Source organism: Thermoanaerobacterium sp. RBIITD (assembly GCF_900205865.1).
Taxonomy (GTDB): domain Bacteria; phylum Bacillota; class Thermoanaerobacteria; order Thermoanaerobacterales; family Thermoanaerobacteraceae; genus Thermoanaerobacterium.
On sequence record NZ_LT906662.1, the window covers coordinates 639,282 to 663,609 of the forward strand.

Consider the following 24,328-nt stretch of genomic DNA (forward strand, 5'->3'; position numbering starts at 1 on the left):
ACACCCCCTATATTAATCCTTGGAAGCCGAGAAAAGCGATTGATAAAAGTCCTGCACCAATAAGTGCAATAGGAAACCCATCTAATACCTTTGATATCGGAGCAAGCTCAAGCCTTTCTCTTATTCCAGCATATAAAACAATTGCAAGTGTAAATCCGACGGCAGAGCCAAATCCATTTACAACCGTTTCAATGAAGTTATAGTTCGACTGAACATTTAATAATGCAACACCAAGTACCGCACAGTTTGTCGTTATAAGTGGTAAATATATGCCTAGTGCCTGATATAGTGCAGGGCTGGATTTTTTTATAACCATCTCAACAAATTGTACAAGTGCCGCTATAACTAATATAAACGCTATCGTTTCAAGATATGATAAACCTAGTGGAACAAGTATCAAATAATAAACAAGATACGCAATAGCAGAAGCTATAGTCATAACAAATGTAACAGCTATCCCCATTCCAAGCGCAGTTTCAACTTTTTTGGAGACGCCAAGAAATGGGCATTCGCCAAGGAACCTTACAAGTACAAAGTTATTCACGAGTATTGAACTAATCAGAATAAGTATAAGCTTTGTCAGCATGTGCTACACCTCCAGCTAAGGCCTTCTCTTTTCTCTTTTCTTGAATACTTTCCATCAGCCTGAAAAATCCAAGTAGAAGACCAAGTGTAATAAACGCACCTGGTGGCATTATAAATATTAATGCCGGTTGGAAATGCGGTCCAAATAATGATACCCCAAGTATAGAACCATTTCCAATTATTTCTCTTATTGAACCCAATATAAATAAGGCTAATGTAAAACCTAATCCCATTCCAAGGCCGTCTGCAGCAGCATGGGCTATCGTATTTTTATATGCAAAGGCTTCAGCTCTTGCCATAATAATACAGTTGACAACTATAAGTGGAATGTATATGCCAAGCGCCTTATCAAGGGCCGGTGAAAACGCCTTTATAAGCATGCCAACTATTGTTGTAAATGTAGCAATAACAACGATAAAAATAGGGATTCTAATTTTATCAGGTGTAACTTTTCTCAAAGAAGATATCAATATATTTGAAAAGAAAAGCACAAATGTCGCTGCTATACCCATCGTTATGCCGTTAATAGCAGCCGTCGTAACTGCAAGTGTCGGACACATGCCGACTACCTGTACAAAAGTAGGGTTCTCTTTCCATAAACCATTTTTAAATGTATTAAATATACCCATTAAAATCACCTCACCTATTCGATCCTGCAATAACTTTAAATGCTTCAATAGCTGTATTAACACCCTTTGTTACAGCCTTTGATGTTATTGTAGCACCTGTTATTGCCTGTATCTGATTATCCTGACTTGGAGCTGTTTTTACGACTGTCAAATCTTTATCTGTTTTTTTATCTTTGTATTGTCTATTCCAATTTGGATCAATTGATTTTGCTCCGAGTCCAGGTGTCTCTGACTGATTTACTATCGTTATACCTGTAATTTTCCCCTCTTTATCTATACCAATCATCTCTTCTACAGGTCCACTAAATCCTTGCGGTGCAACTTTAATAACATATCCTGAGACATTGCCGCCGGATTTTCCTTCATTTATTTCTTCTATTAACTTTGGATCTGGCGATAATTTAGGATCACCAGAAGTATCAAATTTAAAATTGTATTTACTTAAATCAATTTTCGTATATTGATCAGCTTTAAGCACTGCTTTCATTGCTTCCATATTTGTATTTTCTTTCTGCTTTGCTATAGGCTTTTCTGTTATATAGTTAAAGAATCCAAGTACTATTGCAGCAATGCCTGTAATCAATAAAAGGGTTATTCCGGTCTTCAAGATATCATTTTTATTTTCCATTTGCTTTTACCTCCCCGAAAACTTTTGGTGCTGTAAATTTATCGATGAGGGGTGTTGCTATATTCATAAGGAGTATCGAATATGACACACCTTCTGGATATCCACCATATAGCCTAATAACAGATGTAAGTATGCCACAACCAATGCCAAAGATAATCTGCCCCTTAGGTGTCACCGGCGATGTCGGGTAATCTGTCGCCATGAAGAAGGCGCCAAGAATTAATCCGCCAGCCATGATATGGTACAAAGGATTACCGGTAAATACGCCATTCTTTCCGAGTACCCACGTCAATACAGCAACAGTCAATATATAGCTTAATGGTATCCTTAATGTGATGACTCTTCTGTATAGAAGATATGCTGCACCTATCAATAGGGCTAAAATAGATACTTCACCTATTGTACCGCCTTTTGCGCCAATAAACATATTCCACAGTGAAGGCAATTTCCCTGATGCTTCTATGCCTTTCATAATAGCAAGAGGTGTTGCACTTGCTACACCATCAACTGTAAAATGGCTCATAGGCACAGGCCACGATGCAAGCAAAAATGCCCTTGCAGCCAATGCAGGATTCATAAAATTGTACCCAAGTCCGCCAAATATTTGTTTTACAATGGCAATTGCAAAAATTGATCCAATCGCTGCAATCCACCATTGTATAGTAACAGGAAGATTAAATGCCAAAAGTATTCCTGTAACAACTGCGCTAAAATCATTTATTGTTATCTCTTTATGTGTCAGCTTTTGAATTATAGCCTCTGTTGCAACTGAAAATACAACACATGTCAGTGTTATAAATAATGCGCGTAATCCGAAAAAAATTATTCCGGCAATTAACGCAGGAATTAATGCTATGATAACATCAAGCATTATCCTTTGCACATCATCATCTGTTCTAAAATGTGGTGATGACGTGACATAAAGTTTATTTTCCATCTTTTGACCTCCAGTCGAATATAGTATTTTCATGATTATAATAATTATCTTACAAGTATTTTACTAGTGTTTGAGATTCATTGACTCAAGAGCTTCGCCTATTATGACATATCTTACGAAAGACCTTTCCTTTTGATTTCTACTTTTTGCGCCTTTTTAGAATCTCGCGCTTTGCAAGTCTAATAGACTCCACAAGTGGTCTTTTTGAAGGACATACGTATGAGCAGCTTCCGCATTCTATGCAATCAACCGCATGGTACTCCTCACATTTTTCAAAGTCATCTTTAAGTGCATATGCACTGATAAATAATGGCAATAGATTCATAGGACATGCATCAACACATTTTGCACACCTTATACAAGGTTTTGGATTTTTGAGTGTCAATATATCCTCAGGAAATACAAGGATACCTGATGTACCTTTGATTACTGGTACGTCAAGCGAATACTGGGCGATTCCCATCATAGGTCCACCAGATATCACTTTACCAGGATTTCCTTTAAAACCACCACAGTATTCAATAAGTTCCTTAAATGGTGTACCAATCTTTACAAGGAGATTTTTGGGATTTTCAACACCTTCACCTGTTACAGTTACGACTCTTTCAATAAGTGGTTTGCCAAGCTTTATAGCATCTGATACAGCACAAGCTGTTCCAACATTGTCGACTATAACACCAACATCAGCCGGTAATTTTCCTGATGGTACTTCTCTTCCTGTTATCGCTTTTATTATGTGCTTTTCAGAACCTTGCGGATACTTCGTCTTTAAAACAGCGACTTCAATGCCATCATATTCTTTGCAAGCCTTATTCATCTCGTTTATGGCATCAACTTTATTATCTTCAATTCCGATATAGCCTTTCGAAACACCTAATGCTTTCATTATTACTCTCATACCGTATACAATATCCACAGCACGTTCTAACATCAGGCGATGATCAGCAGTTAAATACGGCTCACATTCAGCACCATTTAAGATAACTGTATCAATCTTTTTATCTGGTGGCGGATTTAACTTTACCATTGTGGGGAATGTAGCACCGCCCATACCAACTATTCCCGCTTCTCTAACAATATCACGTATTTCTTCAGGTTTTAAATTATTTACATCCTCTTTTGGCTTAACACTTTCATCATAAATGAATTCACCATCTGATTCAATTACGATTGATTTTGTTAATTTACCTCCAGGTGATGGTCTATCTTCTATAGCAACTACCTTTCCAGACACACTAGAATGTACTGGTGCAGACACAAAACCATTTGCTTCACCTAGCTTTTGTCCAACTTTCACATAGTCATTAATTTTTACTAATGGAGTACATGGCGCACCTATATGCTGCTGCAAAGGTATAATAACCTTTGATTTTGGCAAATATTCTTCAATAAAATTTGAGCTTGATAATTCTTTTTTATATTTGGGATGTATACCACCAATAAATGTATATACTCGAGCTTCCAACAATTACACCTCTTTTTACGCAAATTAGAATCGATAATTTACCGATATTATAATATAAATTCGACATTATAGCGAAATATCCTTCATTGTTATTTAAATAACAAAAAAAAGTGCTTGAAAATCTTCAAGCACTAATTTAGGGGTTCTTTAGTATCGGGGATTAGAATAGTATTATTTTAGAATTCTATGAATCTTTCTCTTGGTACACCACAAACCGGGCATTTCTCCGGTACTGTGTCAATCGTAGTATAACCGCAAACAGGACAAATGTATACTTTTGAAATCTTTATATCTTCACCCTTTAAAGCTGCTTCCTTTGCATCTTTGTACATTTGTGCATGTAATTTTTCTGCTTCCCATGCATGATTATAGCTCTTATTTGCGCCTTTTTCTTCCTGTAAATCTGCTACTGCTTTATATGCCGGATACATTTCTTCTACTTCAAATGTCTCACCAGCTATTGCTTTATCAAGGTTTGCTACTGTATCTCCAACTTCACCAAGCGTATTATAATGATTTGTTGCATGTACTCTTTCTGCATATGATATAGCTCTAAAAAGTTTTGCTATATTTGGTTTGCCTTCCTTCTCTGCTACATCTGCAAATATCTGATACTTCATATGTGCCTGGCTTTCACCAGCATACGCTGCACTTAGATTGGTTTTTGTCATTTCTCTCATTTCAATTTCTCCTCCTTAAATTTTTTAGTCTAAAACCTTGTCCCCAGGTTTCCAACCTACAGGACAAGCATGACCTGTTTGAAGTGCATTTAGCACTCTTAATATTTCATCGGCATTTCTACCGATTACTGGCTCATGTACAACTTCATAATCAACTACACCGTCCGGGTTGATAATAAATGCTGCTCTTAGCGCAATGCCAGCATCTTCCATTAAAATTCCGTATTGTTTTGTAACTTCCTTATTATAATCCGAAATTAAAGGGTAATCAATGCCACCAAGGCTATCGATCCAAGCTTTGTGTGAATATATACTATCTGTATTAATACCTAAGATCTCTGCATTTAACTTATCAAAATCAGCTTTTCTTTTATTAAACTCTGGTATTTCCGTTGAACATACAGATGAGAAGTCAAGTGGATAAAAGAATAGTACAACCCATTTACCTTTATAATCACTTAAGGATATCTGCCCCTTTGTGCTGTCTAATTTAAAATCTGGAGCCTTCTTGCCTACCAATGACATATGTAACACCTCTTTTAATATTTTTTATTTACTCATTTAACCTAAATTTGATAATGATATGTAATTTTAAAAGGGATAAGTATCACTATTAAATACCATCTATCTATTAATAATTATTTTCCCTTTACAAGTTCTATTATACATCATATATTTTCCATGTCAATATGTTTATTAAAATTTTTTATAATTTATTTTCGACTATATAAATACACACAGGTTTATTTAAAACAATGATCTAAATAAAAATTGCAATAAAAAAAGACCTAAACGGTCTCCTTATAATATGGTGGAGGGAGATGGATTCGAACCATCGAAGGCCGAGCCAACAGATTTACAGTCTGCCCCCTTTAGCCACTTGGGTATCCCTCCATATTTTATTATTATACACCATTAAGTTATTATTCAAAAACCTAAGATTTTAAATAAAATAAATGGTGGTCGCAATAGGGCTCGAACCTATGACCCCCTGCTTGTAAGGCAGGTGCTCTCCCAGCTGAGCTATACGACCACAATATGGTCGGGGTGGAGGGACTTGAACCCCCGACCCCATGCTCCCAAAGCACGTGCGCTACCAACTGCGCTACACCCCGGCGTCTTGCGACATATTTGATTATAGTAGAAAATAAGCATTTACACAACATTTATTATAGCCTTATTTCGGCGATTTAAAACAAATATCTCCGTCTTTTTTGATATTTTTCAATAATACTCTGTTTTTTCTTTAGTATTAAGTTTTACTAGAGTGGCAATACTATATTATCATGTTTTTTTTAACATGACCGTAATATGAAAAAGATAAATTTAGGATATATATAAAAATATCATATTAAAGTATTTTAGGAGGGATATATTTGAAAATTAAAATAGCAATAAACATAGGAATAGCGTCAATATTGATGACATCATCTATATTTATGCCGAGTGTAAAGGTAAATGCTTACACGATAATAAATAAATCAGAAATTGAACATGTTTTAAGTAAAGGTGTAACACAAAAAAATATTACATATTTTACGACAGAGGGTTTCATCAATGTAAATGTCCTCAATATTGACTTAAATGATAAAAACACAGCACTGTCGACAATTTTTAATCCCTCAGGTTTTAAAAACAGAATGAATGTTGAAGGTATGGCAAATGGCAATGGAGCTATAGCTGCAGTAAATGGCGATTTTTTTGACACAAAACAAGGGTTTATACTTGGTGCTTCTGTTAAAGATGGGAAGCTAATGACAATCCCATATTATGATTCAAAATTTGCAACCTTTGCCATTGATAAAAATAATATTCCATCAATTGATTACTGGAAGAGTAAGGAACTAAATATAAAATTACCTGATGCAACAGTGATCCCCATCAGCGCTTTAAATAATATTGGTGCTTTAAACAATAAAACTTCTTGTGCAATCTTCACAAAAGATTGGAATGCTTTCTCACCTGGTGCTAACAATGCATTCAAAGACCTAGTAGAAGTTGTCATAGGCAATGATGGCAAAGTCATGGAAGTAAGACAAGGAAAAGGATCAGTTTCAATACCTGATGGCGGTTATGTTATAGGTGCATCAGGTGATGTAGGTAAATCATTGCTAAATCTTAAGACGGGTGATATGGTAATAAAAAATATATCTACAAACCCACCATTTGATAATTTTAAAATGGCAATAAGTGGAGGGACAATTCTTGTATCAAATGGCACAGTAGCACCTAATTTTACAGACAATGTAGACGGAAATTATGCAAGAACATCAATAGGTTATACACAGGACAAAAAACATATCATAATCGCAACAGTTGATAAGGCCAATACAAGGGGAATGACAGAAAGAGAATTGGCGGAACTTATGTTGAACCTCGGAGCATATGAAGCAATGAACTTAGATGGCGGTAGCTCGACACAAATGGCTATAAGGGAACTTGGTGATAGCAAAGCAAGGCTTCAAAATAATGTGCAAGGCTTTGAAAGAAATGTTGCTAATGGAGTTGGTGTATTCAATACAGCAGCAAAGGGTAACCTTTATGCATTAAAGCTTGAAGCTACAAGTACAAACATATTTGTTGGTACACATAGAACTATTAAAATAAAGGGTTATGATGATAATTTAAACCCAGTTAATGTAGATCCAAAAAGTGTATCTTTCTCAATAAATGGTATTATGGGTACATTTGATGGAAATACCTTTATGCCATTAAGTTCAGGTGATGGCGTCATAACTGCTAAAATTGGGGATGCAACGGGAACACTAAAAATAAAAGCCTTAGAGACCTTAGCTGATATTAGATTTAATCCATATTCAATTAATGCTGAAAAAGGCAGTACTACAAAAGTCGATGTTACAGGAAAAGATTTGAATGGTTATCGAGCATCTATTGAAGATAGCGATATAAAATGGACTGTGTACAATAATGTAGGTTATATCGATAAAGGCATTTTTAAAGCTTCTAATGCTGATGTTATGGGTGCAATTTCTGCAAATATTAATGGTAAAATAGGAAATCTATCCGTCAAAGTAGGTCAAGGCTCTCAATTTGATACATCAATACTGCCGAAGCCAATTGATTTTTTGTCTAATGATAAAGGCAATAAGGATGTACCAATAAATAACACAGATAATTCATTTAAATTTATGGTTTACGGTGATACAAGTTATGATACACTTTTGAGATTGCAAATTTCACTAAAGGCTACAGAAACAGCCAATGAGGATTATCCGCTTATAGTTTTTACCGGAAATGTCAACGACAAGGTTTTAAACTCATTAAAAATAAAGTATATAAAAGCAGAAAGTACCTATGGTGTTTATGATTTTAAGAATTCTACTTTTATAACTTTGAATGATAACAATGGAGGTTTGCTTGCATCAGATCCGAACCAATGGAATTGGTTTTTAAGCACTTTAAATAATGTAAAATGTGATAATCTATTTGTGATTTTACCGCGACCTATTTGGGGTGACGATGGTTTTAAAGATGTAAGAGAAGCAACATTGTTTGAAAATACTCTAAATAAATTTATGCAAAATACAGGAAAAAATGTATGGATAATATATAATAGCAAAAATTCTTTCTATACGACATTAAATGATAATATAAGGTATATAACAACATATGGTACAAATGTAGGCGGAGGCAAAATGGATATATACAATGATGCCAGGTACATATCTATAATGGTAAATGGCAAAGATGTTTACTATCAGAATAAAAATTTATTTTCAAGATAAGGATTGGAAATAAAATAATTCATCTTTAAAAAACGTAGCGCTTCGAAAGTGAAGCGCTTTTTTATTGGTTTTTGTTTGCCTCATCAAGGAAATACTCACTGACAATATCTTTCAAAAATTTTATCTCATCATCTGATAAATGTTCTTTTAAGATGTCCATCATCCTGTAGCCTTCTGCAGGTGTTACTCCATCCTGTGACATCTTCATTATTTCACCCAATCCAGATGGACCGAGTTTAACTAGCAGTCCTATTGCTTTTGACTTTTTCTCGAAGTCCATTTCTCTTTGAACTTTTAGTATTTTCTCTGGTGTTACAACAACTCTGTTTAAATTTACACTTTTTGTCTCGCTTTTATTTGTGCTTTCTTCATAATTCCTCTCTCTTTGTTGAATTAACTTTTGAAGCATTTCCTCTTTGAAGTCTCTGTAGTCACTTTGTTTTTTATTATCATCTTTATTCACATCTTTTTGAATATCGTTTTTTTTGTTTTCGACTACTTTTTTATCTTTAATGTCTTGGTTTAGAGTCTCGTCGTATATACCGCTAAATACAGTTAGTGGTAAATGATTTTGCCAACCAATTTCATTTGAATTTTGCGTATATGTAGTATTTTGTGGTTTTACTACATCATGTATTGTTTGTTGTTCTTTAACTTGGAGATTTAGCATAAATATAATACTGACAGCAGTTACTACAAGCATGATGAAATTGTATGTAATTATTTTCTTCACACGATCACTCCCTTCAGACAATCTTATTATTGCTTAAGGAGTAAATTTTAATACAATATTGGGGGGCAGATTTAATGGAAGAATTGAGAATTAGATATGATGACGAAAATGCAATAAACTTACTATCAACATATTTAACTGAATATTTAAGTTTTGATTCTGTATTTTTGTGCATTGGAACCGATAAGTGCATAGGTGATTCACTAGGCCCTATTGTAGGTGATATGCTATCAAAAATCGTAAGGGGAATAAATGTTTACGGCACATTAAAAAGACCCGTTCACGCAATAAATCTAAAAGAGAATGTTACATATATAAAAAAGAAGCATCCATACAGCAATATTATTGCAGTCGATGCTTGTCTTGGTGATAAGGATAGCATAGGCAAAATCTCAGTAAAAAAATCTCCAATATACCCGGGTAAAGGCGTCGGAAAGATGTTGCCACCTGTTGGAGACATATCTATTATAGGCATAATCGATGTATATGACATTGTCCCGGTACATAATACAAGGCTTGGTTTTGTATTTGAGATGGCTGAAATAATAGCGCTAAGCCTTCAAAGAGCATTATACCTAAAAACAATGATAAACAAATAACTCTGGCAAAAACCAGAGTTATTATTTTATTTAAGGTGCAATGGTATTGATACTAGATTTTGTACAGATCCATCTTTTGCGCTTATTGAAAAGACCTGAAGTGTTCCATCTTGTTCATTTGATAGTGGTTTATACTGTATATCCGCCTCAAAATCTCCCCAAGATGGTGCACCTGCACTTGCTTGGGCAGATGCTTGAGCTATAATGTTTCCCTTCTCATCAAGCAATCTTATGCTTACACTGCCCTCAAAGACCCTCGCCTTTCCTACGACTTTAATTGGACTTGATACACTATTATTCTTCATCGGTGATACAACTATGATATTGGCATCTTGATTATTCGCAGTTGTGATGCTCTTTTTATCTGATACGATGACGGCTCTTGCATCCTTATTTTTTGTAAGAATCATTCCTAATTCATCACCGACTTTGATATCTGAAAAGCTTATGTCTTTTTCTGAGTATTTATATCCACTTTGACTATCAAATCCAACTTTTGCCTGAAAATGTATGATAGCGTCAGGTAATATTTTTATATCAGGTCCAACTTTATTATTCATGTCTTGTGTATCCTGATACTCCCTTTCAATAGTTACTACCCTTGTATCATAGTTTATAGCTTTTACGATTCCATAGACAAATGTTTCACCTTTTGTCGGATCTGCCTCTGGTATCTTGGTAAACTTCGCCTTAACATCACTTATAGTCCAGATATTATTCTCCTTATCCCCATCTGGTTGAATAAGCGTTACAAGATACGATTTATTTTCATGTGTTGCATTTATCATTGCTATACCGTCTTTTCTTGTTTCAAGTGAGAAATTATCATCCTTTGAAAAACCTACTATTCCACCTTCTTGCTGCATGACCTTAATAGGATCTAATCTCCATGATTCTTTCCCTAGGTTGACATTTTCCTGTAATTTTTTAACTCTATCTTTATTTATATAAACTTCACCAGTTAAAACCATTCTCTTTAAAGGATCTAACCCGATTTTGTATCCATAAATAGAATTCACCTTATTGCCTTCTACTAATATTTGGACACTATCAACATCCGGTAAACCTGTAAGTGTATTTACAAGTGCTGCCACCATATATTTAGCTACATTATCATTAACATTCGCTCCAGATATATAATCCTTCGACAAATTTACATATGCCGTAGTATCCTTTAGCTGTACCGATATAAGCTTGGTACCATCCGGAATTACAGGTTTCGAGTATTGATCGGTAGGTCCCTTTATTAACTCTAATATAACTTGTTTTAATAAATCTGCATTTTTAGATACGCCTCTTGTCTCCATATTCAACCCGGATAATTTATCATTCAAAAAGTACAGTGAGACTTCTTTTGCTTCTTGTGTTGTAGCTTTTGGACTTATGGGGGCATTTTTTTCTGTTTTTGGCTTCGTAAAACATCCTGATAATGTAATTACCGCAATCAATATCACAATAAGTATCGTTTTTTTCATCATTAATTCCCCTCCTTAATTATATGATACAGCACCATTATTACAGTTGTATTAATAAAACCTTAAAATTTCTTTAAATTTTTATTAATACCCTATTTTTTATGTACACCCGAATAAATATTATTCGGGCTAAATATTTTTAACCGGAATTGTTATGTCAAATTCAGTACCTTTCCCAACTGTACTTTTTACATCTATATGACCTTTATGAAGGTCTACTATCTCTTTTACTATTGCAAGTCCAAGTCCAAATCCTCCAGTCTTTTGAGACCTTGCTGTATCACCCCTTGAAAATCTTTCAAAAACTTTTGGCAATGTTTCTTGACTGATACCAATGCCGGTATCAGCTATTTTGATATATACATTTTTGTCGTCACAGCTTAATTTAAGCGTAACCGAACCGCCTTCAGGAGTATATTTAATACCATTTTCTACTACATTGTAAATCATCCTATAAAACCTATCTGCATCAACATCTGCAAAAATCTTTTCATCACTATCGAATACAAGAGATACCCCCTTATTTTTTGCTATAGCTTCGAGGTTTTCTATGACATTATATGCTATCTCACTAATATTTTCTGTTTTGTTTTTTATGGAATTAATTTTATCCATGCGGGCTAAAACTAAAAGTTCATTGACAAGCCTCGTCATCCTGTCTACTTCATCATTTATATCCCTCAGAAATTCTTTGTACAAAGATATATCAATATTTTCATTTGATATAAGTGGTTCTACAAGGGCCTTTATAGCTGCTAAAGGTGTCTTTAATTCATGGGATGCATCTGACACGAATCTCTTTCTTTCATCATCTATCTTCATAAGCTTTGTTCCCATTTCATTAAAGGACTCGGCAAGTTTGCCTATCTCATCACTTCCCTTTATATTTACTTTATAGTCAAATTTTCCTTCAGATATAACTTTCGTTGCATCTGTCAATCTTTTTAAAGGTTTTGTAATGAAATCCGCAACTATAAGGCTTAATATACTTACAATAGAACCAATTGCAGTAAATGTATATATCATTTGCATCTTTATTGTATTTAAAAAGCCCATAACGTCGTCAATTGAAGTCGATAAAAGTATACTCCCAACAATGTCATTTTTTGCTGTGACAGGTACGGCAGCATACATAGTCCATCCAGAGCCTGAAATGTAATGAATGCTTGTTGAGCCAGAACCTTTTAATGCAGCTCTAACATCACTATAACTATTTATATCCTTTCCTTCTAATTCACCATTACCAGCAGAGTCTACAACCACTTTACCATTTACATCCGTAAATAGAACTCTTGAGTTTATCTGCTTAGAATAATCAACAATTGTAGGTTCTATTAAATATGAGGAAACCCCTATGAAATTTGAGACTAAATTTGCAATCATATTTGCCTGTGTTAAATTTGTAACCCTTTCATTGTTTAAATAGCTTTCATAAATATTATTAAAAAGATAAATACCTGTTGATGCAAGTGAAACAATAAGAATAACAAAATATACGGAAAATATTTTCCACCTTAAACTCAATATATCACCTTATTTCATGTAGTAGCCAGAACCCCACTTTGTAAAAATGTGCTTAGGATTCGCTGGATCATCCTCTATCTTCTCTCTGAGTTTCCTTATGTGAACATTAACCGTATTGGTATCACCGTAGAAATCGAATCCCCATATTAAATCCATGAGTTTGTCTTTAGAGTACAATTTACCAGGATTTGATGCAAGCAATGCTAATAGATCAAATTCCTTGTTTGTAAGCTCTACTTCTTTGCCATTTTTATATACAAGTCTATCAGGAATATTTATGGTAAGGTCGCCAAGCCTTATTTCATCTTGCTTTTTTATGAAAGGTGATGATGTTCTTCTAAATAACGCCCTTATCCTTGCAATAAGTTCCCTCGTATTGAAAGGCTTTGCAAGATAATCGTCTGCCCCCATCTCGATGCCAACAATTTTATCAACATCCTCGCCTTTTGCAGTCAGCATTATTATAGGTATATTTGAGAATGTCCTAACCTCCCTACATACTGTAAGCCCATCCATTTTTGGAAGCATGAGATCAAGTATAACGAGATCGAAATTACCACTTCTAATTTTTTTCAGGCCTTCTTCTCCATCATATGCAAAATCTACGGAGTATCCTTCCTGTATAAGCGATAGCTTCAACCCTTTTACAAGCATTTCTTCATCATCAACAATCAATATATTCTCCACTTTAAATACCTCCTCAGTTTAGTATATCATATTTTATGCATTCTTGTATATATATTTGACAACGTTATAAATTGATTTTATGCCAAAAAAGTCTTACAATTATATGGGGTGAAATTATGAGAAGATTGATTATAAATGGAAAACTTTTATTAAATAATTCAGTTGTAAATAATAAGAATATACTTATAGAAGATGGTAAAATTGCAGCAATCGGAAATGAATTTAACGCTCACGATATAATTGATGCAAATGGAAACTATGTTTCACCAGGATTTATTGATATTCATATACATGGTTCAGCAGGCTATGATACGATGGATGGTAATTTTGAATCCTTAAACGCCATATCAAAAACAATAGCAAAACACGGCACGACTTCATACTTACCAACTACAATGACGGAAGATATTACGAAGATTAAAAAGGCTATCAAAAATGTATATCATAATAAAAGCAATGTTGAAGGTGCCGAGATAATAGGACTTCATATGGAAGGTCCCTTCATAAATCCACATCAAAAGGGTGCACAAGATGAAAAATACATCTTGAAGCCTACAATTGATAATTTTCTTAATTTGTGTGGAGATTTTGTAGATATAGTAAAGCTTGTAACAATAGCACCAGAGATGGATGGTGCACTTGACCTCATAAGTTATCTAAAAGATAAAGGTATTGTTGCCTCCGCCGGGCATACAGATTCTACCTACGATGAAGTTGTTGCTGGTGTTAAAGCAGGTATCACACATGCTACACATGTATTTAATGCGATGAAAGGATTTCATCACAGGGAAGTCGGAACACTTGGTGCTGTATTCGACCTTGACATAAGTGCAGAGGTAATTGCAGATGGAATACATTCGGTTTTCCCTGCCATAAGAACCCTTATAAAACAAAAGGGCATAGATAATATAAACCTTGTAACAGATGCTATGATGGCTGCAAGCCTTTCTGATGGTAAATATGAGCTCGGCGGCCAAGATGTATATGTCAAAGATGGCGCTGCTAGGCTTAAAAATGGTGTGCTTGCTGGCAGTACACTTACGCTTGATAGAGCAGTAAAGAATATTGTTGATAATACCGATCTATCCTTGTATGATGCTGTCATTCTTGCTTCATTCAATAGTGCAAAAGTCATCGGTATTCAAGATAGAAAAGGTCTCCTTAAGGAAGGCTACGATGCAGATATAATAATCTTTGACGAAAATATAGATATTAAAAAGACAATAGTCGGTGGTAAAACAGTATACGAAAAAAAATAGCCTGCCGGCTATTTTTCTTCTTCCCCATACCCTGTTGATTCTCTTACAATAAGTTGGTGTGAGAGTATCACATGCATCTCATCAATTGGTTCCTTGGCAAGTAGCTTTGTCATGAGTCTCATGCTTACTGCACCTATATCATACGCAGGTCTTTGAATCGTTGTTATTGTCGGTCTAAACATGTATGAGAGATACGTATTGTCAAAACCAACAACATGTATATCGTCAGGCACATTAAATCCTGAGTCAAATATCGCATTTATCGCAGCGGCAGCCATCTCATCGGATGCAGCAAAAACAGCGTCAACGTTATTTTCTAATAGCTTCAGCATCGCTAAGTATGCCTGCCTTGCTTTGAAACTTCCTTCAACTACTAGTGATGGTTTAAACCTAATTTTGCTATCGGCAAGTGCCTCTTTATATCCCTCTATTCTTTGAGCGCCACCGATGGGATCATCAGATGGTCCTGAAATCATTCCTATCTTCTTGCGTCCTAATGATATCAAATATTTAACAGCATCATATGAGGCTTTTTTGTTATCGATATTTACATTAGGAAATTCTAATTTTTCGTCTTCAGTACCAGCTAATACTATTGGTATACCTACATCATGAAGCTGTTCTTTTACGGATTCCCTTATAATATCTCCCATATATATAATTCCATCAACCTGCTTTTCTCTCAATATCTCAATATAATTCATTTCCTTTTCTTCTTTTTGATCTGTATTGCAAAGGAATATATTGTATGAGTACATGCTGGCAATATCCTCTATTCCCCTTACAACTTCCGGATAAAATGGGCTTGATATATCCGGTATTACAAGCCCTATCGTATGAGTCTTTTGAATTTTTAAGCTTCTTGCAAGGGCATTTGGTTTATAGCCTGTCTTTTTTATGGCATCCAACACCCTTTGTTTCGTTTCATCTGTAACTACGGCGCTATTATTTAAAACCCTTGATACTGTAGCAATAGAAACCTTCGCTTCTCTTGCGACATCTTTTATTGTAGAATTCATTATTAATCACTCCTAAGTTATCGTTTTCGCCTTATGGATATTTTACTTTTTTAATGTAAATTTGTCAATAGGTTTCCGCAAAAATTTACATTGTTTTTCATTAATCAACAAAAAAAGAATGATGAAATGATTATTCATCGTTCTCATCATTCTTGTTTGAGTCCTTTAAAACTAAAATCGGTATAAAGGATATAGCCATATATATCACACCTATTACAATTAGCATAAGTACACTAAGCTTTATTAGCAATTGTTCCATAAAATCACCCCCGGCATTTCGCCTACGGAATACCTAATACATTATATGCCATATGGTGATTTTATGTTATTATTATACAGCCATAATTTGTCTTCTCTTGAATATCTTATTTATCGCAAATGCTATACCATCATCATTATTTGACTTTGTAACGAAATCTGCTTTTATTTTTACAAGCTCTGGTGCATTTTCCATTGCAATACCAAATCCCGCATATTCTATCATTGACAAGTCATTTAGATTGTCACCAATAGCAGCAACAAGCTCCCGTTTTATATCATACATATTAGCAAGTGTTTTTAATGCATTACCTTTACTTACACCCTTCGCATTTATTTCTAAATGCCCACCGCCAGATGTTGATACTGATACTTTTTTACACAACTCATCATAAACGTCTGGTTCTATGGGTGCGGGGTTTTTAATATCTCCTATAGCATAAATTTTTGCAGTACCCTTGCCAGTTTTTTTGATGTATTCAGCAAGATCACCAACTGCATCTACTGTAACCTTATTAAAGGAAAGGTACCAGTTAACTCTATCATTAATCTCCTCTACGACTAATTTATCATCTATATAGAGATTCACATGATAGCCATTTTCTTTTAATATCTTTATGGCATATAAAGCGTCATCTGGCTGTATAGGGTTATAAAAATATACTTTTTTTGTGTATACATCCTTTATTAAGGCACCATTGAAACATATGACAGGCGCATTCACCTTAAGCTCCATTGCGTATGGTAATATTGATGAAAACATCCTACCCGTGGCAATTGTGTAAATAATACCCCTTGCCCTTAATTCATTTATAGCGTTAATATTTGCTTCAGATATTTTATTGTTTTTGTCTAAAAGGCTCCCATCAGCATCCGTTACGAATAATTTACACATATATTTCAACCCCTATGTTTTATTTTCTATACTATATTATAACAGTTTGTAAATTTACATACTATATCATAATTGACTATAAAACGTTAACACTGAAAATTTTACATTTTAATTTGAATATTTAACAATGTATATCTTATGTATATTTTAAAATTATAGTCCCAAAATATATTTATGACATATTAAAAGAAAGGATGTAATTATGCTTATAATTTTTTTTCGTACATTAATCCTTTATTTTATGGTTGTAGTTGTTATGCGCATAATGGGAAAACAGCAGATTGGACAGCTGCAACCATATGAATTAGTCGTAGCTATAATGATCGCAGACTTGGTGGCTGTCCCAATGCAGAATAAGGGGATACCTCTTTTGACGGGTATCATACCGATTTTAACTTTGCTTATATCACAGCTTTTTTTATCATATATATCGATGAAAAGTCTACATGGTCGTGCAATGATTTGCGGAAAACCTACAGTTTTAATAGATAAAGGCAAAATATTGACATCGCAACTACAAAAAGAGAGATATAATATTAACGACCTTTTAGAGGAACTACGCGTTATGGGTTATCCGAATATAGCTGATGTAGAATATGCTATTTTGGAAACCAATGGATGTCTCAGCGTAATACCAAAAGTTGATAGAAGGCCCGTAACACCAAATGATTTGAACTTGACTCCACAATATGAAGGACTTCCATTACCTATAATAATAGACGGCAAAATTATAAATAAAAATATGGATGAAGCAAATATTGATATGAAATGGCTTAATGATCAATTAAAAATGTGGAATGTTAATAATATTAATAATGTAATACTCGCTTCAATAGATCCTAATAAAGTTTTAACGGTATACAAGAAGGAGGGATAACTGTTGAAATACGTGATTCCTTTAATTGTAATAATTGTCGTATTTATTGTTTTGATAGATATATCATCATATAAATATCTCGACACGACATCCAAAAATATAGATCAAAAATTGACATATATTGAAAAAGATATATCTAATAATAATTGGAATAGTGCTAAAAAGCATATAAATGATTTAGAAAAAATCTGGCATGAAACAAATAGCAAATGGGCAATTTTAATCGAACATAGGGAAATTGATGATATAGACATGAGCTTATCAAAACTTAAAAGCTTCATCGACACAAAGAATAAAGACCTTAGTCTGGCAGAATTGCAAACTTTAAAAGAATTGTACAGTCATATACCGTCAAACGAAAAACTCAATTTTGAAAACATACTATAAAAACCCGGTTTCCCGGGTCTTTATAGCATACACAATTAATTTTGTGCTGGAACTGTCAATTCTTTGGCGTTTTTAGCATCGTCAGGCAACACCACATTGACATTTTCATTAACATTTGAGTAAACCATAGAGCCGCTTACCATTTCCCATTTTAACGGCATCTCGACTCCTCCAACCTTCGCTCCTTTCTTATAAGTGATTTTTAAAATCATATCAAGCTGATTCACCTGATTTGTATTTGCGTCTATATAATAGACACATTTTCCATACACTCCATCAACTAAATCGCTGTAGGTCATACCATTTAAGATATTTCCAAACCCAAGAGCTTTTATCAAATCATCGACTTTTGACATATCTGTAATTTTAGTGTATGCATATACTACATTTACTGTTTTGCCGTTTAAATAGCTTGTTCCTGCATACCTATAAAGTACGTCTTTGCTGAAGAGATTATTTTGTTGCTGCAATTTCTCCAAGTTCGTGATGTTAGACATGCCGGGAACTGTTATATAACTCCACTGACCATCCGGTGATTTTACATAAACCTTGTCGCCCATCATGTACTCTTCTACGTTCATCGAACCTGCATTTGGAATAGTCATGCCTATTACTTCATGGATCCCCTGATCTAAATTGAAATCAGCGTATACCTGCGCAGAAACTGTGTCAAATGGCGATGCCACACCATTGTTAAAGCCAACAGCAATTTTCATATTCCCAGTTAAACTGCCGCTTTTAACTGTAGTATTCTTACTGCCATCTATCATATCTTTGACTTTGCTGTAACTGTCGAATATCTTTGACAATATCTGCTGCCCTTCATCCACCGTAACCTTCCTATTCAGCAGAACATCTTGAGGAATCAAACCTTCTTCTAAGGCATAGACGTATTCAGACCCTTCTACCTGATGTGCGTCGATCATAGACAGCCCATAAAATCTGCTTAATATCGTCGCTATCTGTTCATACGTAATAGGTTCTGAAAGCATCAAATTTCCTTTTCCGTCACCTTCTAATATACGGTTGTCAACAACGTATTGTGAAAGATCTTTTCCACCTAAATTGATACCGGCTCCTTTTATTAAATCATTTATAAATTCTTGTCTTGTCATGTAGTTGGAACCGGGCTGCGCTGCCAAGCCTATTACAGGAATAGCAGCAATCATCATCGTTACAAGAAAGATTGATATGAACTTTTTCAATAGGACCCCTCCTTGACTATGCTTGTTAATTTTCAATCAACTATATTTTACCACTTTAGCATAATTTAATCAACAAAAATTTTCAAAATATTTAAATCAAGAAAATTAAGCACATTATATATTTCCCTTTAAGCCTATCTCATCTGCCACATCTCTCATGCCTATAATAGTTTCTTCGATTACCTTATCTAAATCCATACCCAATAACTCTGCACCTTCTGCTATAACGTCTCTATTTACTCCTGCTGCAAAACTTTTCTGCTTCCATTTTTTCTTTACAGATTTTACTTCCAAATCAAGTATGCTTTTGCTGGGGCGCATAAGCGCTGTCGCAGTAATGAGTCCAGTCAATTCATCAATTGTGTACAAAACCTTTTCCATTTTATGTACTGGCTCTACGTCTGTACAGATCTTCCAACCATGGCTTTCTATTGCATGAATATAATCATCAGGCCATCCATGTCTTTCTAAAATTTCCCTTACTTTTTTGCAGTGCTCATTTGGATACATCTCATAATCTAGATCGTGAAGAAGCCCTATGATGCCCCATTTTTCCTTGTCTTCACCAAATAGCTCAGCAAAATGCCTCATAACTGCTTCAACAGCCAATGCATGGTTTATCAGGCTTTCGCTTTTATTGTACTCCTTTAATAAAGCATATGCTTCATCCCTATTTATTAAAGCATTCTCCATAATGCAATACCCTCTTTCGTATAATATTATTTTTAAATAGAATTATACCATATTGTAGCATATTATCAAAATTATATGAATCTATTATGTTCTTTCTCAAATTACGACATTAGCTGAAATTTATATTTATAAAAAACATATTGACAAATTAATCTACACGCTGTAGAATGAAATTAAACTACATCGTGTAGATTCGAAAGGAGTATCTTGAGACGATGCAAAGAATGTCAGATTCTGAAAAAAAGATAATGGAGTATATTTGGGCTGCCGGGCATCCTGTAACAACTTCTGAAATAATTAAAAATCTGCCTGAGGCAGCGGAATGGAAACAGAACACAGTGATTACTTTTTTAACTCGCTTAATTAGAAAAAAAATTCTTAAGGCAACCAGAATAGGCAAGGCTAACCAGTATGAGCCTTGCATTACTGAACAGGAATACCGTAATTTTGAAATAAAGCAATTTATAAAAGATGTCCATAAAGGTTCTGTATTAGGATTCATATCTTCATTATGTGATAATGGCGATATAACATTGGAAGACATTGAAAGCCTAATGAAACGTTTTAAAAAGTAGGTGTTACTTATGATTAAAATAATCTATAATCAACTGCTTATAATGTCAGTTGTGGCTGGAGGATTATATTTGATTTTAAAATTTATAAGTCTATTTACTTTTAAATATCTTACTTCAGCCTGGCATTATTACAGTTACATATTTATGTACATGTTTTTCCTAATACCATATCACAGGTTGGTATCATGGCTTAATTTGAGCTTTGCACAATACTTATCTTGGTTTATAAATCCTACTGTCAATAGTATCGCTACATCAAGACATGAAATACACGCATTATCGCTTTACCTTGATTATATCCCATATATATTGATGGCAGGAACAATGGTAGCGACAATTATAACTATTGTTCAGAATTATAGCCAATACAAACATATTTCAAGCATGTGCCGTTTGACCAATGATACTAAGACTTTAAATGTACTTTCAAAATGTAAGCAAGAAATGTTAATAACAAAAGACATAAAAATATACATCTCTTCCTGCATGACTACACCCTTTCTGTATGGCATTTTTCAGCCTCGCATCGTTTTGCCTGACATTGAATTTACCAAAGAAGAATTGAAACATATTTATCTTCATGAACTTACCCACTGGAAGCGCCATGATCCATGTCTAAAGATTTTATTTTTACTCATTAATTTACTCCATTGGTTTAACCCTTTGGCATATATTGCAAGGCATGACATTGAAAATCATTGTGAACTCTCATGTGACGAAAGTGTTGTAAAATCAATGGACAGCTATGAAAGGAGGCGATATTGTGAGTTAATACTAAATGTGCTCTGGAATGTGGCAAATCAAAATGTCAAGCTGTTTTCCGCATTCAGTGATAAGCAGAAACAGCTGGAAAGGAGGTTAAATAAGATTTTGGGCGAACAAAACTCACCTTACAAGCAAAAGAAAAGATGGGTAGCCATATCTGCAATCTTAATAACATTGCTAATAGCAATAATTGGCACAGGTATGGCATATGCCACAGATGAAGTCATTTCTGTGGCAGGAGAAACATCAATCTCTGTACCCAGTGGTGGAGTGGAAGTAACACCTCAATCTCACACTGACATGCCTTTTCTTATAGAAGGAGAAACATCAATTTCTGCCCCATCACAATAAACAAATAATTTTCTTCATATTAAGATGTGGGAACTTTCTTCCACATCTTATTTTAAAAAATTGTTATATTTAAATAGAAACGAGGATGATAAATTTGATGAAAAAAAGATTAACAGTTCTATTTTTTATCGTAATTATTATTTTATCTGGTTGTAGCAGTTTCAATAAAAATATTAATAGAATTCATAAATGGGATAATTCAAAATATAAAAATTTTCCTAGTAGCATAGGAATAAATGTTTATAATGAAAATAGTTTTAATACAGGTATAAAAAACGATCCTAATAGCTACAAAGCAAATCACACATTATATATTTCTGATTTAACCAAGCCAATTACCGTTATGTTTAACAATAATGGAAAAGACAGAAAGTTTATAATGAATGTCTATTATGATTATGAACAAATAAAATTTAAAATAAATTCAAATGGAAAATTTGACCAAAAATATATTTTTAATTTAGATGATGGCTATGAAATTGAACTGCCATTATATCTTCCTCAAAATTTGACTAAGTCTGGATCTCACAAATTGCTTATAACTTTTTGTATTGCCCCGGATTTACACTCATCTGACTTAAATCAAACCATAGACTGGTATGGAAGTGCAACAATTCAAGATATTATTTTTAGTTCGGAAAATATTAATTTTGACAACACAAAAGAATTCGAAGTACCAAAAAATCTTATTAAATCCAGTTATAATTATACGTTAAACCAAGACTATGATTATAGCATACTTAAAACGAAAATCTTGCCTAATCCTCCAGTTGTTTTCACAGTAAAACCAAATCAAAAGTTTAAATTAATCTATAACGTCTCTTCCCCTCCTGCGAAGGAAAACAGTCAAGTTTTATTATTGACAACCATTGGATACAAGCAAGCCTTAATAAATAATAAACCTTATTTATTACTGGAACTTCCAAAAGGCAGTACAGGAATAGGGAAAATGGAATTGACTGCTCCCGATAAACCAGGATTGTATGAGATTATTAGCTATAGCGTATGTAGTCCTTTCAATAAATTTGACGGAAAAAACCTTTTATCTTTCAACATAGAAGCAAGTCAAAGATTTACTTTAAGAGTTAAAGAATGAAACTAACAATTATCAGCATGGCTTCTCATACGCCTATGTACCTGCTTATTATATCCACATATTTGCTAAAATCCTCTATTGCCATCTTGACACTGTTGTACACAATTTTATCATCAATTTTTTCATACTGGTGTACTAGTCTATTTCTTAAACCAGAAGCTGGAGCAATCTTAACTGCAAAATCTACATCCAGAACTCCAGCTTCACTCAAATCAATAAATGAATTGAAATAATCCGAAGCAGGCGGTCTTTTTAAATACGCAAGAATCATATTATTTATATCTAAAGCTAAATCTACTATTAATTGCAATAACCTTTCAATAGCATATTTCAGTTTAATGTCATGCACATATTCCTCGTATGTACACGAAGACAACTGCTTTAACTCATTTATATGTTCTAACATTCTAACTAATTTTTCTTGTATCACTTGAAATGTATCACCCATTTTATTCACCCCTCAACAATTTATCTATTTCTTTTCTCAGATACTGTCTCCTTTGCTCTCTTAAAAACTGAGTATCGGCATACCTGAAAGATGCATAACACTTAAATTCCACAAAATTCTCTGATGAGCCGTAAAGAGGCTTCCCATATTTTGCAATCTGATACAAAAGCAATGGATCAGCCTTTTTAATATTGACAAGATCCACTTTTTCGGTTCTAAAATATAAAGATAAATTTAAAAGCAATTTCATCTCTTCATCGTATGATAATACCTCATAGCTTTCAAAGGCCAGATCTATATCGCTGTTTTCATGATTTAAGCCTTTTGCATAGGAGCCAAACAAAATTAAAAGCTTTAAATTGAATTTTTTTGCTATTGCCTCAATCTCATCATTATTGTCAAAAAGTAATTTCTCATCTATTTCGCTCAAATTAACACTTCCCTAAACATAGTATTATTTCAAAATTCTTAATTTTCATATCTATTTTTACAACCTAATTTTATCATTTTCCTTGTGTGTAATCAATAAATTTGTTGTCATTATTAGTTGAAATTTTATCATGCAAGTCTTAAGACAAACAAATTTTCTTGACTTTATATGTTGCCATTCCCCTTCCATATATCCACTTGACGTAAATACAAATCCCTCCTCATCTTCTGATATAACCTTTCCCTCGATTGAACGGGGCCTATCCGTAGCATAAAGCCTGAAAAACCCACTGTACATTTGCACGTCATGTGCTATCCCAATAAAATCCTTCTCTCCGGAAAATTTAAAAATATACACAGCTCGTTGATATATCATATAATTG

At 33.9% G+C, this 24,328-nt stretch carries 27 protein-coding genes and 3 tRNA genes; 8 read left to right on the forward strand and 22 right to left on the reverse strand.

Annotation, left to right across the window (positions count from 1 at the left end):
- Positions 1–7: 7 nt before the first annotated feature.
- From rsxA to CPG45_RS03140, 10 genes are all read right to left on the reverse strand, one after another.
- Positions 8–586 carry an electron transport complex subunit RsxA gene (rsxA, locus tag CPG45_RS03095; protein WP_096230583.1) on the reverse strand — a complete coding sequence of 193 codons (579 nt, stop codon included), beginning with the start codon at positions 584–586 and terminating at the stop codon, positions 8–10.
- Entirely contained in the window at positions 555–1,214 is a 660-nt protein-coding gene (gene rsxE / locus CPG45_RS03100; protein WP_096230584.1) for an electron transport complex subunit RsxE, read from the reverse strand. Before rsxE ends, rsxA begins: the two co-directional genes overlap by 32 nt.
- Positions 1,215–1,224: 10 nt before the next feature.
- Positions 1,225–1,842: an RnfABCDGE type electron transport complex subunit G gene (locus CPG45_RS03105; protein WP_096230585.1), complete on the reverse strand. Its 618-nt coding sequence runs from the start codon at positions 1,840–1,842 to the stop codon at positions 1,225–1,227.
- Entirely contained in the window at positions 1,832–2,779 is a 948-nt protein-coding gene (locus CPG45_RS03110; RefSeq protein WP_096230586.1) for an RnfABCDGE type electron transport complex subunit D, read from the reverse strand. Before CPG45_RS03110 ends, CPG45_RS03105 begins: the two co-directional genes overlap by 11 nt.
- 139 nt (positions 2,780–2,918) lie before the next feature.
- Positions 2,919–4,247 (reverse strand): electron transport complex subunit RsxC, encoded by a 1,329-nt coding sequence (gene rsxC, locus CPG45_RS03115; protein ID WP_231968957.1) that lies wholly within the window; start codon positions 4,245–4,247, stop codon positions 2,919–2,921.
- Between the two features lie 173 nt (positions 4,248–4,420).
- Positions 4,421–4,924, reverse strand: a complete 504-nt coding sequence (locus CPG45_RS03120; RefSeq protein WP_096230588.1) for a rubrerythrin family protein — start codon at positions 4,922–4,924, stop codon at positions 4,421–4,423.
- 24 nt (positions 4,925–4,948) lie between these two features.
- Positions 4,949–5,449, reverse strand: a complete 501-nt coding sequence (locus CPG45_RS03125) for a peroxiredoxin (protein WP_096230589.1) — start codon at positions 5,447–5,449, stop codon at positions 4,949–4,951.
- A 284-nt stretch (positions 5,450–5,733) separates the two neighbouring features.
- Positions 5,734–5,818: transfer RNA gene (locus tag CPG45_RS03130), tRNA-Tyr, on the reverse strand.
- Between the two features lie 63 nt (positions 5,819–5,881).
- Positions 5,882–5,957: transfer RNA gene (locus tag CPG45_RS03135), tRNA-Val, on the reverse strand.
- Positions 5,958–5,963: 6 nt separating this feature from the next.
- Positions 5,964–6,039, reverse strand: a tRNA-Pro gene (locus tag CPG45_RS03140).
- 261 nt (positions 6,040–6,300) lie between these two features.
- Between CPG45_RS03140 and CPG45_RS03145 the strand changes: the two genes are divergently transcribed.
- Positions 6,301–8,670, forward strand: a complete 2,370-nt coding sequence (locus tag CPG45_RS03145; RefSeq protein WP_172856465.1) for a phosphodiester glycosidase family protein — start codon at positions 6,301–6,303, stop codon at positions 8,668–8,670.
- Between the two features lie 61 nt (positions 8,671–8,731).
- On the opposite strand, the gene CPG45_RS03150 is transcribed toward CPG45_RS03145, so the two are convergent.
- On the reverse strand, positions 8,732–9,403 hold the full coding sequence (locus CPG45_RS03150) for a hypothetical protein (protein ID WP_096230590.1): 672 nt from the start codon (positions 9,401–9,403) through the stop codon (positions 8,732–8,734).
- A gap of 74 nt (positions 9,404–9,477) precedes the next feature.
- Between CPG45_RS03150 and yyaC the strand changes: the two genes are divergently transcribed.
- Positions 9,478–10,002, forward strand: a complete 525-nt coding sequence (gene yyaC / locus CPG45_RS03155) for a spore protease YyaC (RefSeq protein ID WP_096230591.1) — start codon at positions 9,478–9,480, stop codon at positions 10,000–10,002.
- Positions 10,003–10,028: 26 nt separating this feature from the next.
- Here the strand turns inward: yyaC and CPG45_RS03160 are convergent, their stop codons facing one another.
- From CPG45_RS03160 to CPG45_RS03170, 3 genes are all read right to left on the reverse strand, one after another.
- Entirely contained in the window at positions 10,029–11,477 is a 1,449-nt protein-coding gene (locus CPG45_RS03160; protein ID WP_096233440.1) for a Gmad2 immunoglobulin-like domain-containing protein, read from the reverse strand.
- 129 nt (positions 11,478–11,606) lie between these two features.
- Positions 11,607–13,001 carry a sensor histidine kinase gene (locus tag CPG45_RS03165; protein WP_096230592.1) on the reverse strand — a complete coding sequence of 465 codons (1,395 nt, stop codon included), beginning with the start codon at positions 12,999–13,001 and terminating at the stop codon, positions 11,607–11,609.
- A 9-nt stretch (positions 13,002–13,010) separates the two neighbouring features.
- Complete coding sequence (locus CPG45_RS03170; protein WP_096230593.1) at positions 13,011–13,688, reverse strand: response regulator transcription factor; 678 nt, start codon at positions 13,686–13,688, stop codon at positions 13,011–13,013.
- A 116-nt stretch (positions 13,689–13,804) separates the two neighbouring features.
- Between CPG45_RS03170 and nagA the strand changes: the two genes are divergently transcribed.
- Positions 13,805–14,947 carry an N-acetylglucosamine-6-phosphate deacetylase gene (gene nagA, locus CPG45_RS03175; RefSeq protein WP_096230594.1) on the forward strand — a complete coding sequence of 381 codons (1,143 nt, stop codon included), beginning with the start codon at positions 13,805–13,807 and terminating at the stop codon, positions 14,945–14,947.
- 8 nt (positions 14,948–14,955) lie between these two features.
- Here nagA and CPG45_RS03180 read toward each other — a convergent pair whose 3' ends face one another.
- The 3 genes from CPG45_RS03180 to CPG45_RS03185 all read right to left on the reverse strand — a co-directional run bounded on the left by CPG45_RS03180 (position 14,956) and on the right by CPG45_RS03185 (position 17,119).
- A complete protein-coding gene (locus CPG45_RS03180) occupies positions 14,956–15,966 on the reverse strand; it encodes a LacI family DNA-binding transcriptional regulator (protein ID WP_096230595.1) in 1,011 nt (336 codons plus the stop codon).
- A 130-nt stretch (positions 15,967–16,096) separates the two neighbouring features.
- Positions 16,097–16,225: a hypothetical protein gene (locus CPG45_RS17865; RefSeq protein WP_255405130.1), complete on the reverse strand. Its 129-nt coding sequence runs from the start codon at positions 16,223–16,225 to the stop codon at positions 16,097–16,099.
- A gap of 72 nt (positions 16,226–16,297) precedes the next feature.
- Positions 16,298–17,119 carry an HAD family hydrolase gene (locus CPG45_RS03185; RefSeq protein ID WP_096230596.1) on the reverse strand — a complete coding sequence of 274 codons (822 nt, stop codon included), beginning with the start codon at positions 17,117–17,119 and terminating at the stop codon, positions 16,298–16,300.
- A 202-nt stretch (positions 17,120–17,321) separates the two neighbouring features.
- On the opposite strand from CPG45_RS03185, the gene CPG45_RS03190 reads away from it, so the two are divergent.
- Together CPG45_RS03190 and CPG45_RS03195 are read left to right on the forward strand one after the other, a co-directional pair.
- On the forward strand, positions 17,322–17,996 hold the full coding sequence (locus CPG45_RS03190; RefSeq protein ID WP_096230597.1) for a DUF421 domain-containing protein: 675 nt from the start codon (positions 17,322–17,324) through the stop codon (positions 17,994–17,996).
- A 12-nt stretch (positions 17,997–18,008) separates the two neighbouring features.
- The gene (locus CPG45_RS03195) at positions 18,009–18,383 is read left to right on the forward strand and encodes a DUF4363 family protein (RefSeq protein WP_231969069.1); all 375 of its coding nucleotides are present in this window, start codon (positions 18,009–18,011) and stop codon (positions 18,381–18,383) included.
- 35 nt (positions 18,384–18,418) lie between these two features.
- Here the strand turns inward: CPG45_RS03195 and CPG45_RS03200 are convergent, their stop codons facing one another.
- Together CPG45_RS03200 and CPG45_RS03205 are read right to left on the reverse strand one after the other, a co-directional pair.
- The gene (locus CPG45_RS03200) at positions 18,419–19,588 is read right to left on the reverse strand and encodes a hypothetical protein (protein ID WP_096230599.1); all 1,170 of its coding nucleotides are present in this window, start codon (positions 19,586–19,588) and stop codon (positions 18,419–18,421) included.
- 114 nt (positions 19,589–19,702) lie between these two features.
- Entirely contained in the window at positions 19,703–20,281 is a 579-nt protein-coding gene (locus CPG45_RS03205) for an HDIG domain-containing metalloprotein (RefSeq protein ID WP_096230600.1), read from the reverse strand.
- A 215-nt stretch (positions 20,282–20,496) separates the two neighbouring features.
- Here CPG45_RS03205 and CPG45_RS03210 point away from each other — a divergent pair, with 215 nt between their 5' ends.
- From CPG45_RS03210 to CPG45_RS03220, 3 genes are all read left to right on the forward strand, one after another.
- Positions 20,497–20,856 (forward strand): BlaI/MecI/CopY family transcriptional regulator, encoded by a 360-nt coding sequence (locus CPG45_RS03210; RefSeq protein ID WP_096230601.1) that lies wholly within the window; start codon positions 20,497–20,499, stop codon positions 20,854–20,856.
- Between the two features lie 9 nt (positions 20,857–20,865).
- The gene (locus CPG45_RS03215) at positions 20,866–21,972 is read left to right on the forward strand and encodes a M56 family metallopeptidase (protein ID WP_096230602.1); all 1,107 of its coding nucleotides are present in this window, start codon (positions 20,866–20,868) and stop codon (positions 21,970–21,972) included.
- Between the two features lie 97 nt (positions 21,973–22,069).
- On the forward strand, positions 22,070–23,068 hold the full coding sequence (locus tag CPG45_RS03220) for a hypothetical protein (protein ID WP_096230603.1): 999 nt from the start codon (positions 22,070–22,072) through the stop codon (positions 23,066–23,068).
- A gap of 25 nt (positions 23,069–23,093) precedes the next feature.
- Here the strand turns inward: CPG45_RS03220 and hepT are convergent, their stop codons facing one another.
- The 3 genes from hepT to CPG45_RS03235 are packed head-to-tail and all read right to left on the reverse strand — an operon-like array spanning position 23,094 to position 24,321.
- Positions 23,094–23,516, reverse strand: coding sequence for a type VII toxin-antitoxin system HepT family RNase toxin (hepT, locus tag CPG45_RS03225; RefSeq protein WP_096230604.1), 423 nt, complete (start codon positions 23,514–23,516; stop codon positions 23,094–23,096).
- Position 23,517: 1 nt separating this feature from the next.
- Entirely contained in the window at positions 23,518–23,946 is a 429-nt protein-coding gene (gene mntA / locus CPG45_RS03230; RefSeq protein WP_096230605.1) for a type VII toxin-antitoxin system MntA family adenylyltransferase antitoxin, read from the reverse strand.
- Positions 23,947–24,003: 57 nt separating this feature from the next.
- The gene (locus CPG45_RS03235; RefSeq protein WP_096230606.1) at positions 24,004–24,321 is read right to left on the reverse strand and encodes a hypothetical protein; all 318 of its coding nucleotides are present in this window, start codon (positions 24,319–24,321) and stop codon (positions 24,004–24,006) included.
- Between the last annotated feature and the right edge of the window lie 7 nt (positions 24,322–24,328).